The 16,137-nt window shown below is 47.2% G+C and carries 16 protein-coding genes; 6 read left to right on the plus strand and 10 right to left on the minus strand.

What is annotated here, in order from left to right:
- Window positions 1-9 precede the first annotated feature (9 nt).
- Window positions 10-513 (minus strand): Rad52/Rad22 family DNA repair protein, encoded by a 504-nt coding sequence (locus EXU85_RS23635; RefSeq protein WP_142774448.1) that lies wholly within the window; start codon window positions 511-513, stop codon window positions 10-12.
- Between the two features lie 23 nt (window positions 514-536).
- Window positions 537-3,182 (minus strand): DNA mismatch repair protein MutS, encoded by a 2,646-nt coding sequence (gene mutS / locus EXU85_RS23640; RefSeq protein ID WP_142774449.1) that lies wholly within the window; start codon window positions 3,180-3,182, stop codon window positions 537-539.
- Between the two features lie 105 nt (window positions 3,183-3,287).
- On the opposite strand from mutS, the gene EXU85_RS23645 reads away from it, so the two are divergent.
- Window positions 3,288-3,842: a PH domain-containing protein gene (locus EXU85_RS23645; RefSeq protein ID WP_142774450.1), complete on the plus strand. Its 555-nt coding sequence runs from the start codon at window positions 3,288-3,290 to the stop codon at window positions 3,840-3,842.
- A 58-nt stretch (window positions 3,843-3,900) separates the two neighbouring features.
- Here the strand turns inward: EXU85_RS23645 and EXU85_RS23650 are convergent, their stop codons facing one another.
- Both EXU85_RS23650 and EXU85_RS23655 read right to left on the minus strand, forming a co-directional pair.
- Window positions 3,901-4,314, minus strand: a complete 414-nt coding sequence (locus EXU85_RS23650; RefSeq protein ID WP_142774451.1) for a putative toxin-antitoxin system toxin component, PIN family — start codon at window positions 4,312-4,314, stop codon at window positions 3,901-3,903.
- Between the two features lie 4 nt (window positions 4,315-4,318).
- Entirely contained in the window at window positions 4,319-4,555 is a 237-nt protein-coding gene (locus EXU85_RS23655) for a hypothetical protein (protein ID WP_142774452.1), read from the minus strand.
- A gap of 92 nt (window positions 4,556-4,647) precedes the next feature.
- Between EXU85_RS23655 and EXU85_RS23660 the strand changes: the two genes are divergently transcribed.
- From EXU85_RS23660 to EXU85_RS23670, 3 genes are all read left to right on the plus strand, one after another.
- Window positions 4,648-5,178, plus strand: coding sequence for an RNA methyltransferase (locus EXU85_RS23660; protein WP_142774453.1), 531 nt, complete (start codon window positions 4,648-4,650; stop codon window positions 5,176-5,178).
- Window positions 5,179-5,253: 75 nt separating this feature from the next.
- Complete coding sequence (locus EXU85_RS23665; RefSeq protein ID WP_142774454.1) at window positions 5,254-5,724, plus strand: hypothetical protein; 471 nt, start codon at window positions 5,254-5,256, stop codon at window positions 5,722-5,724.
- Window positions 5,725-6,006: 282 nt separating this feature from the next.
- Complete coding sequence (locus EXU85_RS23670) at window positions 6,007-6,804, plus strand: sensor histidine kinase (RefSeq protein WP_371731938.1); 798 nt, start codon at window positions 6,007-6,009, stop codon at window positions 6,802-6,804.
- 127 nt (window positions 6,805-6,931) lie between these two features.
- Here EXU85_RS23670 and EXU85_RS23675 read toward each other — a convergent pair whose 3' ends face one another.
- From EXU85_RS23675 to EXU85_RS23685, 3 genes are all read right to left on the minus strand, one after another.
- Entirely contained in the window at window positions 6,932-10,726 is a 3,795-nt protein-coding gene (locus EXU85_RS23675; protein WP_142774456.1) for a PVC-type heme-binding CxxCH protein, read from the minus strand.
- A 107-nt stretch (window positions 10,727-10,833) separates the two neighbouring features.
- Window positions 10,834-11,949: a Gfo/Idh/MocA family protein gene (locus tag EXU85_RS23680; protein ID WP_142774457.1), complete on the minus strand. Its 1,116-nt coding sequence runs from the start codon at window positions 11,947-11,949 to the stop codon at window positions 10,834-10,836.
- 40 nt (window positions 11,950-11,989) lie between these two features.
- Window positions 11,990-12,889: a sugar phosphate isomerase/epimerase gene (locus EXU85_RS23685; RefSeq protein ID WP_142774458.1), complete on the minus strand. Its 900-nt coding sequence runs from the start codon at window positions 12,887-12,889 to the stop codon at window positions 11,990-11,992.
- A 135-nt stretch (window positions 12,890-13,024) separates the two neighbouring features.
- Between EXU85_RS23685 and EXU85_RS23690 the strand changes: the two genes are divergently transcribed.
- A complete protein-coding gene (locus EXU85_RS23690; protein ID WP_142774459.1) occupies window positions 13,025-13,900 on the plus strand; it encodes an AraC family transcriptional regulator in 876 nt (291 codons plus the stop codon).
- Between the two features lie 128 nt (window positions 13,901-14,028).
- Here EXU85_RS23690 and EXU85_RS23695 read toward each other — a convergent pair whose 3' ends face one another.
- A complete protein-coding gene (locus EXU85_RS23695; RefSeq protein ID WP_142774460.1) occupies window positions 14,029-14,907 on the minus strand; it encodes an alpha/beta fold hydrolase in 879 nt (292 codons plus the stop codon).
- A 120-nt stretch (window positions 14,908-15,027) separates the two neighbouring features.
- Here EXU85_RS23695 and EXU85_RS23700 point away from each other — a divergent pair, with 120 nt between their 5' ends.
- Window positions 15,028-15,513 (plus strand): DinB family protein, encoded by a 486-nt coding sequence (locus tag EXU85_RS23700; protein ID WP_142774461.1) that lies wholly within the window; start codon window positions 15,028-15,030, stop codon window positions 15,511-15,513.
- 20 nt (window positions 15,514-15,533) lie between these two features.
- On the opposite strand, the gene EXU85_RS23705 is transcribed toward EXU85_RS23700, so the two are convergent.
- Window positions 15,534-15,824, minus strand: coding sequence for a type II toxin-antitoxin system RelE/ParE family toxin (locus tag EXU85_RS23705; protein ID WP_142774462.1), 291 nt, complete (start codon window positions 15,822-15,824; stop codon window positions 15,534-15,536).
- A 116-nt stretch (window positions 15,825-15,940) separates the two neighbouring features.
- On the minus strand, window positions 15,941-16,108 hold the full coding sequence (locus EXU85_RS23710) for a hypothetical protein (protein ID WP_168207855.1): 168 nt from the start codon (window positions 16,106-16,108) through the stop codon (window positions 15,941-15,943).
- Window positions 16,109-16,137: the final 29 nt, after the last annotated feature.

The raw sequence follows: 16,137 nt of genomic DNA on the forward strand, positions 1-16,137 counted from the left end.
GCGAGTTCTTTAGACAGCTTTCGCTGTTGGTTTGGCATGTTCTGGCTTTAGAACAACCACATCCCGAACAATTCCGCCCGCATTGAGCTTTTCCACCATTTTATCCAACAAGGGAGTAGCCCAATTGGGAATGTACTTGTCGGTGGTTTCAATGAGCACTTTGGGAAAATCATATAAAGCACGGCCTAATCCGAATTGTACCGCACAGCGTTTCATAGCGTCACTGATTCCTCCTTTTACCGGCTCAACGCTGGTACGGCTGGCTCCGTCGGTTTTCCGAATCATTTCGCCACCGGGCAGAATAGCGGTGATTGTACACAGGAATCCGCCTTCGATTTCCTTGATTTCGTTCTGCCAGCCTGCCCAGCCAAACTGATCATCGAACCGCTGCATCACGCACCGATTGGTGATATAGGGCACCACAATGATTTTCTGACCATCCTTTGTCTGGCTTTGCACCCGCCACTCAATTTCTTGTACGGTGAGCGGGGCGGTTAATACGTTTAGATCCATTTTTTTTGTTGTTTACTTGTTAATTACTCCATCATTTTCAGCAGCTCATTCAGTTTCAGCAAGGCTTCAATGGGTGTTAGCCGGTTCACGTCGATGGTTCGTAACTTCTCCTTGATGGCTTCTGTTTTTGGGTCACTGGATTCGATGATCCGTAGGGCCAACTCACGCTCCTGTGGCACAGCCTGCCGAATGTTTTCTTTATTCCGCTCCCGATCGTGCGACGACTCCAGTTGTTTCAGTATCTCATTGGCTCGGTTCACGATCTGAGCGGGCATACCAGCCATTTGTGCTACGTGAATGCCGAAACTGTGCTCCGAGCCGCCCTCTTTCAGCTTCCGCAGAAAAATCACTTTGTTGCCCAGTTCCTTTACCGCTACGTTGTAATTTTTGATACGCGAGTTATCCGTAGCCAGATCATTCAGTTCATGGTAATGCGTAGCAAACAAAGTTTTGGGTCGACAGTCGGTTTTGTTGTGCAGGTATTCGGCAATGGCCCAAGCAATCGACACACCATCGTACGTACTGGTGCCGCGCCCGATTTCATCCATCAGTACCAGACTTCGTTCGCTGAGGTTATTCAGGATGCTGGCCGTTTCAGTCATTTCGACCATAAACGTGCTTTCGCCCCGCGAGAGGTTATCACTGGCCCCTACGCGTGTAAAAATCTTGTCCACAATTCCGATTTCGGCCGACGATGCGGGCACAAAACTCCCTGACTGTGCCATGAGCACAATCAGCGCTGTTTGTCGCAACAAAGCCGATTTACCTGCCATATTCGGGCCGGTAATGATAATGATTTGCTGTGTTTCGTCGTCCAGGTAAATATCATTGGGAATGTAATGTTCACCAGGAGGCAACTGTTGCTCAATCACCGCATGCCGACCATCCTTGATATTCAGAACTTTGCTTTCGTTGATCTGCGGACGAACGTATTTGTTCTTCACCGCGATACGCGCAAACGACGACAATACATCAAGCACCGATAACACGCGGGCATTCTGCTGAATGGCCCCTACGTATTCGCCAGCCGCCAGAACCAGGTCGTTGAACATCCGGGCTTCGATCTGAAAAATCTGCTCCTCGGCGTTCAGGATTTTGTCTTCGTATTCCTTCAGTTCAGGTGTGATATAGCGTTCGGCATTCACCAGGGTTTGCTTCCGAATCCAATCTTCGGGAACCCGGTTTTTATGAGCATGCGTAACTTCCAGATAATAGCCGAATACCTTGTTATAGGCTACTTTGAGCGAGGTGATGCCCGTCCGTTGTACTTCCCGCTCCTGTAGCTGCAACAGATAATCTTTACCCGTATAAGCAATGGTTGTCAGTTCATCTAACTCAGCGTTAATCCCCGGCTTAATCATACCACCCTGATTCGAAAGAGCCGGAGGATCTTCACGCAGTTCAGTTTCGATACGATCCAGCAAGAATGCGACCGAATTAAGCTGGTCAGCGTATTTTTTCAAGGACGGTGACTCATTCTGACTTAAGGCCGTAATTAGTAACTCCTTGATGGGCAAAACATGTTGTAATGACCGCTTCAGTTGTAGTAACTCTCGGGGTCCAATACGCCGAACCGCCACCTTCGAGACCAACCGTTCGAGATCGCCAATTTGACGCAGATGACCAAGCATGGCATCGGCCAGATCAATATCGCCAACCAGCAATTCTACCATGTTGAGCCGCTCATCGATCAGGACTTTCTCCTTAAGAGGCAGGCTCAGCCATTTGCGGAGTAGTCGTGCGCCCATCGGCGTAACGGTCTGATCCAGAATCTGTATCAGCGGCACGCCCCCCTCCTGCTGGGCGGCAGTTAATTCCAGGTTACGAATCGTGAACCGATCAAGCCAAACGTAGCGATCTTCTTCAAGCCGCGTAACACGGGTAATATGCTGAAGGTCTTTGTGTTCAGTTTCGTTGAGGTAATGCAGGATAACACCTGCGGCAATAATGCCGTCGGGCAATCCTTCAATACCAAATCCTTTCAGTGAGGTTGTCTGAAAATGCTGTTTCAGGAAGTTATAGCCAAAGTCGTAGGTAAAGGCCCAGTCTTCGAGCGTATACGTATGAAACTTATCGCCGAACAAAATCCCAAACTCCTGCCGATTGCGCTTGCAGTACAGTACCTCGGATGGATTGAAGCTTTGCAGCAGTTTATCGACATAAGCCGAATTGCCCTGCGAGGCCAGGAACTCGCCGGTCGAAATATCCAGAAATGATATACCAAAGGTGTCGTCTGTCTTACCGAAATGCACCGCTGCCAGGTAATTATTCCGCCGGGTATCGAGAACGTTATCATTGAATGAAACACCAGGCGTGACCAGCTCTGTAACACCCCGCCGGACAATCCCTTTAGCTAGTGCGGGGTCTTCCAACTGGTCGCAAATAGCGACGCGCTCACCCGCCCGAACCAGTTTGGGCAGGTGTGTATCGAGGGAATGGTGCGGGAAACCGGCCAGTTCTTCGTTGGCTCCGCCGTTGTTCCGTTTGGTCAGCGTAATACCCAGAATCTTGCTGGCCCGAACAGCATCTTCTCCGAAGGTTTCGTAGAAATCACCAACGCGGAAGAGCAGCAATGCACCGGGATATTTGGCTTTAATCTGGTTATATTGGCGATTGAGAGGAGTTTCGTTCTTCTTCGGTTGTGGCTTCGCTGCGGTGGCTGGTTTCACTGATTTTCGTTGGATTGTCGTAAACAAAAATAGTGATTTCCGGCGAGAAAATGGCTATTTTCCACCCTGCTTACAGATACCTCACCCCAAACAAATCAGCCTTATATGATAACTTCTGCTGAACCAACTCTCCCCCTGAAGGTTAGCTTCAACCCAATCATTCGAACCTATCTCTTATTGTATATAGCTTTCTTTCTGTGCATTTCAATCATTGGGATTGTACTGCTGCCAATCTGGTTTCTGGGCGTGGGCCAATGGTGGAGCCGTCACTATTTTCATAACCTGGAATGTGAGTTATCAGAGCGGTCACTACGCTTTAAAAAGGGCATTTTGGTACAGGTCGAAAAAACGATTCCGCTCGAAAACATTCAGGACGTTACGTTTGTAGCGGGTCCGCTACTCCGGTATTTTGATCTTTGTATTTTAAAATTTGAAACCGCCGGTCAAAGCCAGAACCAGGCGAATGACATGGAGCTGATCGGGATCATTGATGCCCAGAACTTCCGGACACACATTATTGAGCAACGGCAAAAACTGATCGCCACCCGAAGCGCTCAAGCTCCAGTAGATACAGACCAGTTACTACTCACCGAAATACGCGATACTCTGCGCGATATTCGGCAATTATTACAGGCTAATTTGAAACAAACTAATATGTAAACTCATGTTTGGATAGATTTACTTTCAATCCTTTACTCGCTTCTAAGCGCACTTATGCCTACAGGCGATCCCGTAACTCCTTCAAAAAATCCTCTAGACCAATAACCCTTAAAGAAGGAAAGTCAATTTCCTTAAAAATAGCGTAATCGGTATCATTAGTGACCAGATAATCGGCATTTACACTAATAGCCAAGTCGGCAAACTTATTATCATCTGGGTCATTTGGAATTAACTCCCATCGAAAGGCGGGTTCAGCAAAAACAGTGTTGTGTGCTATAGCCAATACGTGTAAAACAAGATGAGCGGTATGTTCTGAATAAGTCAGTCCAAGTATCTCCTCATACTCCAACAGGATTTCCGTGCTTACATACCAGGCGAATAGGCCTGCTTCAAAATAGCGATAGAGGTCGTAAAAGGGGCTTTTCGGAGGAATAGACGCCCGCAAACAATTAGTATCAATGACAACTCGCATCAATTTACTTGCGGATGGCTGGAAAATTGTCATCAACCAGCATCCGACGAAAGTCTTCCTCAGTATATCCTTTTTCTTCAACAACTCGGCTCACTTCATCTTTGAGTTGAGCTGAAAAATAATTCAGCAGCAGCCGTCGAACCTCCAGTGTCTGTTGCGAATCTAATCCTTGATCTAGTAAGCGCAGAAGGCTAATCTGTAAATCTGTCAACTTACCTGTATATTCATTTCCAGATACCATATTTCTGTTGATTATACGTCTAACATTATCAAAACTAACTATTTCAGACCTTATTCCGTTCTTTATGCCTTAAGCCCAATTTATTTTTACCTATGCCTCCTCGTAAACTCTCCCTTGACGAACTCAATCGACTCTCTGTCGACGAATTCAAAGACACGGAGAAATTCCCTTACTGCCTGATTTTAGATGATATACGAAGCTTAAACAATGTTGGCTCCGTATTCCGAACAGCCGATGCCTTTCGTGCATCCAAACTATACCTATGTGGCATTACAGGTCAGCCGCCACACCGCGATATTACCAAAACCGCCCTGGGTGCTACAGAGTCGGTTAGCTGGGAATACACTGCCGATGTAGCGGCTTTAGTAAAGCAACTACAGGCCGACGGCTGGGTAGTAGCCGCAGTTGAACAGGCTGAAGGTAGTACCTCGCTAAGTGATTTTTTACCAGAACCAAACAAACGCTACGCTTTTGTGTTGGGTAACGAAGTGACGGGTGTTCAAGATGAGATTGTACAACTGGCGGATCTGGTTCTGGAGGTTCCACAGTTTGGCACAAAGCACTCACTCAATATCGCGGTCACAACCGGAATTATATGCTGGGATTTCCTTCAAAAAAGATAGTTGAAAGCTTAACATTGGATTTTTGATTGTCCCACTTATTACGTATTTATTTGTAAATTTTTCCCATCGAATCACATGGCCAACAAAACCCTTAAAACCAAACAAAAGTCGCTGACATCCGAAATCGTCAGTTCTATTGAAACCAAACTTAGCGAAGCAGGCGCGGCTACAAAAAAAATGAAGAAATCCATCGAGAAATCGGCGGAGAATCTGGCTAAGAAATTGGCTAAACTGATGCATAAAGCGGAAAAGAAAGCTGCCAAACCAGCTAAAGCTTCCGAAAAGAAGGTGAAGAAAGAGGTTGCGAAAGCAAAGAAGAACGCAGATAAGGCTGCTAAAAATGCCAAACGGACAGCAAAAAAAGCAACAGCAGTTGTAGCAGAGGCAGTAGCTGCTCCGGCACCAGCCCCTAAAGCTACGCCTACCCAACGCAAACCCACCCCTGCTCCTAAACCGGCAGCCCCTAAGACTAGCCGTGCACCTCGAGCAAAAACCACAGCTTCACCCACACCAACTCCGGCCGAACCAACCTCTGAAAATGCCTAGGTTAGTGGGTTAATATCACCAATTTTGCAATAGCCCGTTTTTTAACGGGCTATTTTTTGTTGTCAGTTATTGCATTTTAGACTATTTTCTTGTGACATTTACGAATTCTGTTCGTGTATTCTATATGTAAGCTTTCAGTACCTTAACTAACTCATAAAAGACAGCGTTATGCTGGGGCGTTCTATCCTCTACCCGTTAGCTGCTTTTGCTCTTGTGTTACTTATTATCATAGGCGCAATATTTAATGGAAACATTACATCCTTTTCGGATACAGGATTTGCTATGTCGTCTTCGCTACGGTGGATGGGCCTAATTGGGCTCGTGTTGATAGCGCAGGCATTAATGGGTTATCTGATCTGGTGGTTATTACGCCGTCAACAGCGAACGGTGGTTCAAACAGAGGTACTCCATTCCATTGTGCATGAGTTCCAATCACCGATTACCGCCATACGAATGGCGGCCGATATTCTCGACTCGCCGATTGCCCGTAATCAGCCCGAACGGACAGAGAAATATGTACGTATCATTCGGGAAGAAACCGAGCGTCTTCAGCACCAGGTAGAAACTATGCTAACCCTGGCTCGGGCCGATCGAAACACGCTCATTTTAAATCCGGAACCCATCCAGATCCATCAACTCCTTCGTTCGGTAGCTGAGCGGCATGGCGATTACCTGACCTTAAATTTACCCAGCCATGATACGCATATCCTGGCCGACCGACTTCATTTGACTAACGTATTGTATAATTTATTAGATAATGCCGTAAAGTATAGCTCAGACGAGCCGCAGATCACGCTCCTTACAAAGACCAATACGGATGGCCTTACGATTACAATACGCGATCGGGGTGTAGGTATTCCCCCGAAATTAGTTGCCCAGATCTTTCAGCCTTTTTTCCGGGTGCATGATCGTAACCAGCCCAGCGTAAAGGGATTCGGCTTAGGGCTGAGCTATGTACAACGCATTATTCAATCCCACAACTGGACAATCTGGGTAAAAAGTGAAGTGGGACAAGGTAGTGAATTCATGATTCAGGTCCCCCCTTCTTCACTCCTATCGCCGAATGAAACGGCTAGTTAGGGGATAAATCAAATCAGAGGTGTTAGAAAGTTAAACGGTCATTGTCTGTTCATCTACTGATGATTGACAATGACCGTTTAACTTTCTAACCTATACGGTTTTAAAACCCTATAGGTTTACGAAATTCTTATTTGGCATTCATACTCTGCGCTGCCTTCGTTACCCGCATCACACCATTCATCATACGCCAGTGACCTGGGAATGTGCACACAAAAGGATAATCACCGGGCGTACTTGGAGCCGTGAATTTGAGCCGATACGTTTGGTCTGGATTGACTAAAGGTGTAGCGGCAATAACCTGAGCAATAGCAGGTACATAGTTTTTCTCAGCTCCGTCTTTTGCAGTGATCAGTTTGTCGGCAGCCGCCCCAATGATCTCCATGCTTTTGGGTTTACCAATAACCAGATTGTGCTGCATAGCGTCAGGGTTTTCCAGTACAATCTCAACCTGCTTACCGGCCGTTACGGTAAATTCTTTTTTGTCGTAGCGCATTTCTTCACGTACCGTTTTCATACGCACTACTTCCACATTAGGATCAACAGGAGCCTCTTTCGTTAGTCCCCAGGCATCGTAAAGGCGGCTTAAGCGTTCGCGATTTTCGGTTGAAACGGAGCTGGTTAAACTAGCTAAGAACGACTTGTCGACGTCCTGAACAGTCGCTTTTTGTTTCATATTCCATCCTTCCGATACACCTTTTACAATAGCTTCGCCCTGCGCTGCCGCTACCTTCTGGCTTTGCCGAAGTAACGCAATCACGGAATCTACAGGCGCAACCGATGCATAACTACGCGTGGCACGTTCGAGGGTGTAAGCGCTCAGGCTTTGCGGAGCCCGGTACGTCAGCGTTTGGGTAGCGTTGTTGTTTTGCTCGTTACCTTCAGCAATTTTATTCTCTCGGTCGAGCATGGCTGTAAGCGTATATTGCCCGGCACGCTCAAAGGTTACGCCCATATCGCCCACCCAGGGACCATTGTTCGATTTACTGATGGTAACAGTTTCTCCGGGTTTGATACCCTTGTCGTGTGTTACACTCACAAAATCAATCTTTGCCCCTTCAGCCGCCCCTTTCGGTCCTTCTACTCGTACCGACAGCGGAATGGGTGTTCCTTCGGGAATAGCCACGCCACCCACATTTGTCACATCAACAAACAGACGAACACCCTCACGAACAAAAGGTGACTCCGGCGTTGTACGAATGGCGGCAATAACAAGGTCAGGCAAGTTCGATGATGAATTAGCCTGTGTAGACGCAGCTGCCGTTACAGTAGCCGACGTTTTTTCCATGTCCGCATGATTATGAGCCGCCATGTCATGCGTTGCTTTTGCGGGCGCGTTCGTAGCGAGTTGCTTCAGGTAGGTTTTCAGCAATTGCCCATTCTGGCTTGTCAGAACAGCCGCAAACGCTTCGGGTAACCAGCGATCATTCACCTCAGTTCCCTTTTCAAGTCGGGCCAGGATGGCCTGTTGCGTGGCCTGACTCTGGGGAAGTTCAGATAACTTCAACAGAGCATTCAGTACCACTAATGGCTCCGTATCAGTCAGTGCCCCCAATAGCGCATCCGCTGCTTCTGGTTTAGGCGGCATCACCTGTATAGCCGTTTTACGAACCGCAGGTGCGGGGTGTTTTAGGGCATCTGCTAACGCAATAGAAACAATAGTCGAACCGTCCAGCATGTTCAATCCTTGCAAGGTCCACAACGCGTGAATAGCGGCCGGATTATTACCAATTTCATCCACCGACCGGTCATTTACCAAAGCGATCAGTTGTGGAAACACATCTTTATTATTCCGTTCGATGAGCAACCGTTGGGCCGTCATACGCCAGAACATATTCGTGTTTTTCAGGGCTGCCACCAACTCATCAGGGCGGTCTTTACTCAACGTCATCGGTCTATAGGCTGGCGCATTTTTGTAGCCAACGCGGTAAATCCGACCGTGGGTGAAATCACGGAGTGGTGTTTCGTAGGCGTTACCAGATCCATTGGTGGCTCCTTTGGGCGTAGGATTATGCTGAATGATGTAGCTATACCAATCAACTACCCAAACAGCCCCATCAGGTCCTACTTCAGCAAATACTGGCGCAAACCACTCATCGGCTCCCGCTATCAGGTTAAAGCCATCGGCATCTTCAAAATTGGTGCCGCTTTTCTGCATCATGTTCTGGTGCAGAATATGGCCCGTTGGTTCTGCCACAAAGGCAACCGTATTCCAATATTTTTTCGGGAAAGCGCGGGCAGTGTAAAAATTATGCCCGGCTGCTGCTGTAAACCCACCAAACACATCCACCTGCCGTACTTTTTCGGTGATGGGCTTCATGTCTTTGTGCGTATCGGTACTACGGCTGCCATTTTCGCGCAGATGTGGAGCACCGTGAAAATATTGATTTGGAATGGCCATGTACCAACCATGCGAGTTGTTTGCCGTAGACCCAAAAATATCGCCGGTTTCCTGAAAGCCTAATCCCCAGGTATTGTTCGAGGTGCTGGTCATGTATTCAAGCTTCGAACCATCCGGCTTAAACCGAAAGAATCCCTGACTAAACTTCACACTATCAGCACCAATTTTACCTTTAAAACCAGAGTATCCAACACTTCCCCAAATCCAGTTGTCGAACCCGTAATGCAGGTTGCTTGGCCCAGCGTGCGTATCGAACGTACCAAAACCGGTGAAAACAATTTTCTTCACATCGGCCTTGTCATCGCCGTTGGTATCCTGTAAAAACAGCATGTGCGGAGCCTGCGATACATACAACCCTCCATTACCAAACGCCATACCAGTTGGGATACTGAGTCCTTCAGCAAAGTTGGTAAACTTATCGGCCTTGCCATCTTTGTCAGTGTCTTCGCAGATAACGATGTAATCAGATCCACCTTCGGGCTTGCGTTCGTTGGGGTAATCTTTCGTAATGAGCGCATAGAGCCGTCCACGTTCATCCCAGGCCATTGCAATGGGGTGCATAACGTTGGGCTCATGAGCAAACAGATCGAGCGTAAAATCGACTGGTACCTGAATGTGCTTCATCGATTCTTCCGGCGAAAGGGGGTTCTGCTCTAATTGAGGTCCAGGGCGCTTTTCGTAGTTAGGGAGGTTGGCATCATGGTACGTAAATGCCTGTGGTTTTAAATCGTCGTGTAGTTTTTTAACGTCATCGCCTACAGCCCACAGAATACCCCGTTCGAGCAATTGCTGAAAACCAGGCTGGAGCCAGGTGCGCTCGTCATGACCATAGGCCGTATAGAAAACGCGTCCTTTACCATATTGCCTAGTCCAGGTGTACGGTTCTTCCGATACGCCTGGCCGGTTGGCCGCTGCCATGTCTTTTGCCTGATCAGCTTTAATTTCCCGAACAGCCAATACGTTGTTATCGGCTTGCAGATGGCTGTGTAAGTACGTTTCGTCGTACGCCTTAAAGGAAGGCAGACCAGCTACAATCGGGTTGCTTGGCTGGGTGAATCGCGTTTGAATGGTATCCATTCGATGCCGCCAGAATTGTCCACCTACCACTTTGTCAACGTACTCGGTTGAGTTGCGAAAACACCAGGACGCGCAATGCACTGGAATGATCCCTTTCCCGGATGCGACATAATCCAGCATTGCTTTTTCCTGCGGCTTTGGAATACTGTCCCAGTTGGCATAAATCAGCAAGCCATCATATTTATTCAGGTTTTCGGTATTCAGATCTTCCAGCTTATCGGTGTAGGTAAAGTTGATACCTTTATCGCCTAGAGCGGCCATAATTTCAGGCACCCGTTCGATTGGCTTGTGATGACCATTATCGCCCAGAAACAGAATTTCTATCCGGCGTGGTTTTGCCCCGCGTGAATTTGCAGACTCCTGACGAACACTTGTTTTGGGAGCCGACTGGCGGGCGCATTGGGCAAAGACGGTTGCGAGCCCAATAAGTATGAGTAGCTTTTTCATGGTTTTTTAAACGCAAAGGGCGCAAAGGATTCGCAGAGAGCGCAAAGGACTTGCTATATATTCTTCGCGTTCTCTGCGAATCCTTTGCGCCCTTTGCGTTTAAAAATTTATTCGTTAAAATCTGGTAATTGAATCAACTTCCCACCCTGCAACGCTGATTCATGCGCCAGGATACCCACGCTCGTCCAGTTAGCCGACTGAGCCGCATTCGGGAAGGGCTCACGGTCTTCGACAATAGCCGATAAAAACTCATTCACCATGTGCGGGTGCGAACCACCGTGGCCACCACCCTGCGTAAACGACAGGTGTTGCTGCTCATCAGCATCGTATACGCCTTTGGTTGTGAAGCGCTGAATGGGCTCCGGTAACAAATGCGCGTAGTCGGGTACGGTTACTTTCTCGGGGATTTCCGGCTCTGGCTTTTTAGCGGTATGAATCACCGGTTGCTCATCTTCAATGAGTTGCCACTCGAATGATTTTTTATCACCGTACACCTCAAAACTCTCGCGATACTGACGCGCTACGTCGAACAGTGACCGATAGACATAGGCCGACAAGTCGCTGTTCTTAAACTTAATATGGGCCGATTCAACCGCAAATGGCGAATTGTGAATCTTAGCCAGTTCCTCCCGAATTGTTCCCGAACCAAAGCAGGACACATAATCGGCTTCGAGCTTGAGTAATCCGGCCACCGGGCCAACGCAGTGCGTGGCATAGTGCATGGGCGGTAATCCAGGCCAATAGTCAGGCCATCCGTCCATGTCCTGTTGGTGACTGGCCTTCAGGAACTGTACTTTGCCTAACTGCCCTGTTTCGTATAACTCCTTGACAAACAGAAACTCGCGACTATACACCACGGTTTCCATCATCATGTATTTCTTACCGCTTTCCTTAGTCGCTTTCACGATTTCCAGACATTCCTCAACCGTAGTGGCCATCGGAACCGTACAGGCCACATGCTTACCAGCCCGCAGCGCTTTTAGGCTTTGCTCGGCATGATTCGGAATCGGTGAGTTAATATGAACCGCATCGACGTTCGGATCGGCGAGCAGTTCGTCGTAGTTACTGTAGCGCTTTTCAATGCCATACGCATCGCCGATTTCGTTTAGTTTTTCGACGTTACGCTGGCAAATGGCGTACATGTTTGCGTTTGGATGACGCTGATAAATCGGAATAAATTCGGCCCCAAAGCCCAGGCCAACAATAGCGATATTTAGTTTCATTGTAGTACCGACCGTCCCAGTCGGCTGGAAGGTTTATGATTTATAGTCTGTTACCCACTAAATGGTCTACGGCATCGGTAGTTGGCGTTAGTTGGCTTTTTATAAATGCCAGCCCATCTACCGCCAACTGCTCCGGCGACTCGAACATGGGCCTGAAAATATGCGTAGCGGCTGCAAGTTCAGGTGGATTTGGGCCAAAGGCTTCAATGGCAATCGGCCCATCGTAATCAACTTCCTGTAAAACACCAAATACCTCATCGAAATTGATATGACCCTTTCCAGGTGTGGAACGGTCATTTTCCGAAATCTGGACGTGAACCAGGTAAGGCGCTACTTTCCGTAAGGCATCACCGATGTTTTTCTCCTCCATATTTGCATGGAACGTGTCAAATGCAGCCTGGCAATTCGGGTGGGCAACGGCCTCAACGTAACGAACAAGATCATCTACGCAAGTGAGCAGGTAGGTTTCAAACCGATTGAGATACTCTATAGCCAATGTAACACCTTGCGCTTGGGCGTGTTCGGCTACCTCACGCATTCCGGTTACCGACCAGTTCCATTCCTCTTCCGTAGCTGGCTTACCCGTAAATGTTTTGAATCCTGCGTATAAAGGCCCCATCAGGATGGTAGACCCAACCGCTTTTGAGCAATCGACAATTTGTTTAAGGTAATCAACCGCGGCCCGACGTACAGATGCGTCTGGACTAATAAGGCTATGCTCGTGGCTGCATATTGTACAGGACTGAACGCCTAAGTCCAGCGCTTTTAATTGCTGACCTAAACGCTGCCACTTTTCCAGATTAGCAGGCGTACCGCCCGGCTCATTGATGGGGACTTCAACAAAATCAAAACCGCTCGTTTTCAGGAACGACAACGTATCGGACAAATTTTCGTCCATTGTCATCGTCCATACGAACATATTCATTCCTATCTTATTCATATTGCTTCTGTGGAAAATTACACAAATCTAATCAGTAGTAAAATTCAAGGTGTAGCTTTTATTGGCCAATACCGACTATATTTTTACACGAATCAGTGGGTTTAATCGTTATTTACGTTAAAAAGAAGTAATTGAATGAAACAGCCCCTTCGTAAAGATCTTGAACCTGTTGCGGCTTCATTCACAGTGAAAGAATTGGTGGAGCCTCACTTTGACCCAAACTGGCATTTTCACCCACATTATCAGTTATTTCTGGTGGAGGAAGGAACCGGTACGCGTTTTATTGGCGATTCTATAAAACCCTTTGGTCCAGGCGATCTGGTTTTTCTGGGCCCCAACCTGCCCCATCTCTGGCGAAGCGATCAGGCGTATTTCGACAGGCAGTCGAACCTCAAGACCAAAGGAATTGTGGTGTATTTCACGGGAGATTTCCTCGGAACTACTTTTTTTGAACAGCAGGAGATGGCTCCGTTGCGGCAGTTGCTTGGCCATGCCCGGCAGGGGTTAGAGTGGAATGGCCCCACCCGCAACCGGGCTGCGGCTGCTCTGCGCCATCTAACCCTACAGCCGATTACCTTTGGCCGTATTCTGAGTTTGCTAACGCTGCTGAATGATCTTTCGTACGCTACCGATTATCAGTATCTGACCAGTGCGGGCTACACAAATACGGTTAAGCCCACCGAAACCGACCGTATGCAGTTGGTCCATGATTATGTACTAGGGCACTTCCCTGACGATCTCAGTCTGGATCGGGTTGCGGATCTGGCCGGTATGACATCCCCTGCTTTTTGCCGCTACTTTAAAGCTCGTGCCAACAAAACCTTCTCCGAATTTGTCTCCGAAGTCCGAATTGGTCATGCCTGTAAGCTCTTGATGAGTGGTAAATTATCAATCACTCAAATCAGTTTTGAGAGCGGCTTTCGAACCTTATCGAACTTTAACCGGCAGTTCAAGGACATTACGGGTCAGACGCCGTCAACCTATGTAAAAACGTACCGGCAGTTCCAGTAGTTAATCAGAAAGGTGATATTCAAGTCAAGAATTGCCAACCTTGCTTATAGCCCTGGTTTTCTTATAATAAAGCGCCCCACTTTACTGAAAAGTGGGGCGCTTTATTATAAGAAAACCTCTAGATGAGGCTAGTATATGGTCGTTGTTCCAACTGGCTGCCGTACGGATACTCCTTCCAGAATAAATGAAAGTAAATCGTCATTCAGGCGGTCTTTCTGCGTTACAAACAGACCGTGCGGTTCCCCTTCATACACAATATATTGGGCAGTTGGCAATGCATTGGCTGTCCGTTCGCCCGATGCTTCAATGGGTACCGTCTTGTCTGAATCCCCGTGAATAATCAAAGCCGGAACCTGAATTTCTGCCAGATCATCACGAAAATCCGTAGTTGAGAATGAAGTAGCACAGTCGAGAGTAGCTTTATGCGATGCTACGTAGGCGCGGGCAAAATCACCATCTAGATGCGCCTGACTAACAGGTTGGCTCAAGAGGCTTACGCCATAAAACTGTTTGCCGAATGTTTGAAGGAAATCGGCGCGATCTTTCTTGATGTTGGTGGCGATTTCATCAAAAACCTCCTGATCAACGCCATCGGGGTTATCATCTGTTTTAAGCAGATAAGGTGTTACGGCACTGATGAACGCTACTTTCGAAACCCTAGCCCCGCCGTGGCGACTCATGTATCGAGCGACTTCGCCCCCGCCCATCGAAAATCCGACTAATGTCACATTTTGCAGGTCTAATTCATCGAGTACCGCTTTCAGATCGTCGGCCAGTGTATCATAATCATAGCCATCCCAGGGCTGAGACGATTTACCGAACCCCCGACGGTCGTAGGCAACCACACGAAGACCATGAGCAGGTAATTCGGCCAATTGATAATCCCACATTTCGTGGCTTAATGGCCAACCATGAATTAATACAACGGGTGTACCGGTACCCAGATCCTGATAGAAAAGCTTAATGTCGTTGCCGGATGCATCCGTGCCTGCTTTAATGTAGCTCATAACGCGTTAAATTTGTTTTGTTGAGTTATTCGATTCACTTAGTAGAACTATAGCTACGAAGAATGGTTTGTAATGGATTTCCCGTTTGCTAGTTTTTCATGATTAGTCTATCATTAAAGCATGAACCAATCGCTACTCTCCCGCTTAATCAATCAGCCGGATGCACTTAACCACCTGTTAGCTGGCCTTACTGAAAGTGAAATCCGTCAGCGGCCAGAACCTACTAAATGGTCTATTTATGAAAATTTGGCCCATTTGGGCCGTTATCAGGAAGTTTTTATCGAAAGAATAGAGATGATTATCACAGAAGAAGTCCCTTCTTTTAGTCGATACGTAGCCGATAGTGATCCTGGATTTGCCAGTTGGACACAGTTTTCGTTTCAGGAATTGCGGGGGCAAATGAAGGCGAAACGTACAGTGTTACGGGACTTTCTGGATAATTTGCGAGAAGATCAACTTACTCGTATTAGCCTACATCCGGCTTACGGGCCAATGACAATTGAAGGCTGGATAGAGTTTTTCGTGCTCCACGAAGCACACCACCTTTTTACGATTTTGAAGCTTGGTGGTGCGCTTCGGTCAAGTGAGCAGCCAATGGGGTTGTAGTGGAGACGAGTGAACTAGAGTTATTTCTTGGGAGGAAATTTCTTATAAATATCTTTTCGATTCAGAATTCTGGATAGGACAATCGTGTCGCCTTCTAAATAAAACCCAATCCGATAATCGCTATTTTCACTCAGGCGTAACCGAAATGCTTTCACTTTTCGGCTCCCTTCCATTTTCTTAATTGAGTAGACTACGTCATCCAGGGATTGAGCTTCTCCAAGTATCTGGTTGACTATTTTCAACTCATCAAGTACTGGCTCAGAGAGCTTCTTGGCATCACGAACGAACGAAGTATCGATTTCGATTTTCATGACACAAAGTAAAATCGAAATCGTCAGAAATATGACTTAATAACTAATTTTGGTCACTAGATATAAGTCTTCTTAGTTATAGTTTGTATTGGTTCGATTCAAAGCAATTGCCGTTTTCATCTATTATTTAACCAATTCAAAAAATCATCATGCTCTTTTTCATTCACTCGCCCTTGCTTTTTCCCTTCCTCAATTAGTTTCATTAGTGCCTTATCTTCCTCCGCTTCAGTCAGGTAATGCTCATCAACCTGCAATTTGGCTTTCGCAGCTTTTGCAGCTTCCATAAAAAGTTTCTTATACTGCTTATCTACGT

Origin of the sequence: Spirosoma sp. KCTC 42546, assembly GCF_006965485.1 — a bacterium.
GTDB lineage: Bacteria > Bacteroidota > Bacteroidia > Cytophagales > Spirosomataceae > Spirosoma.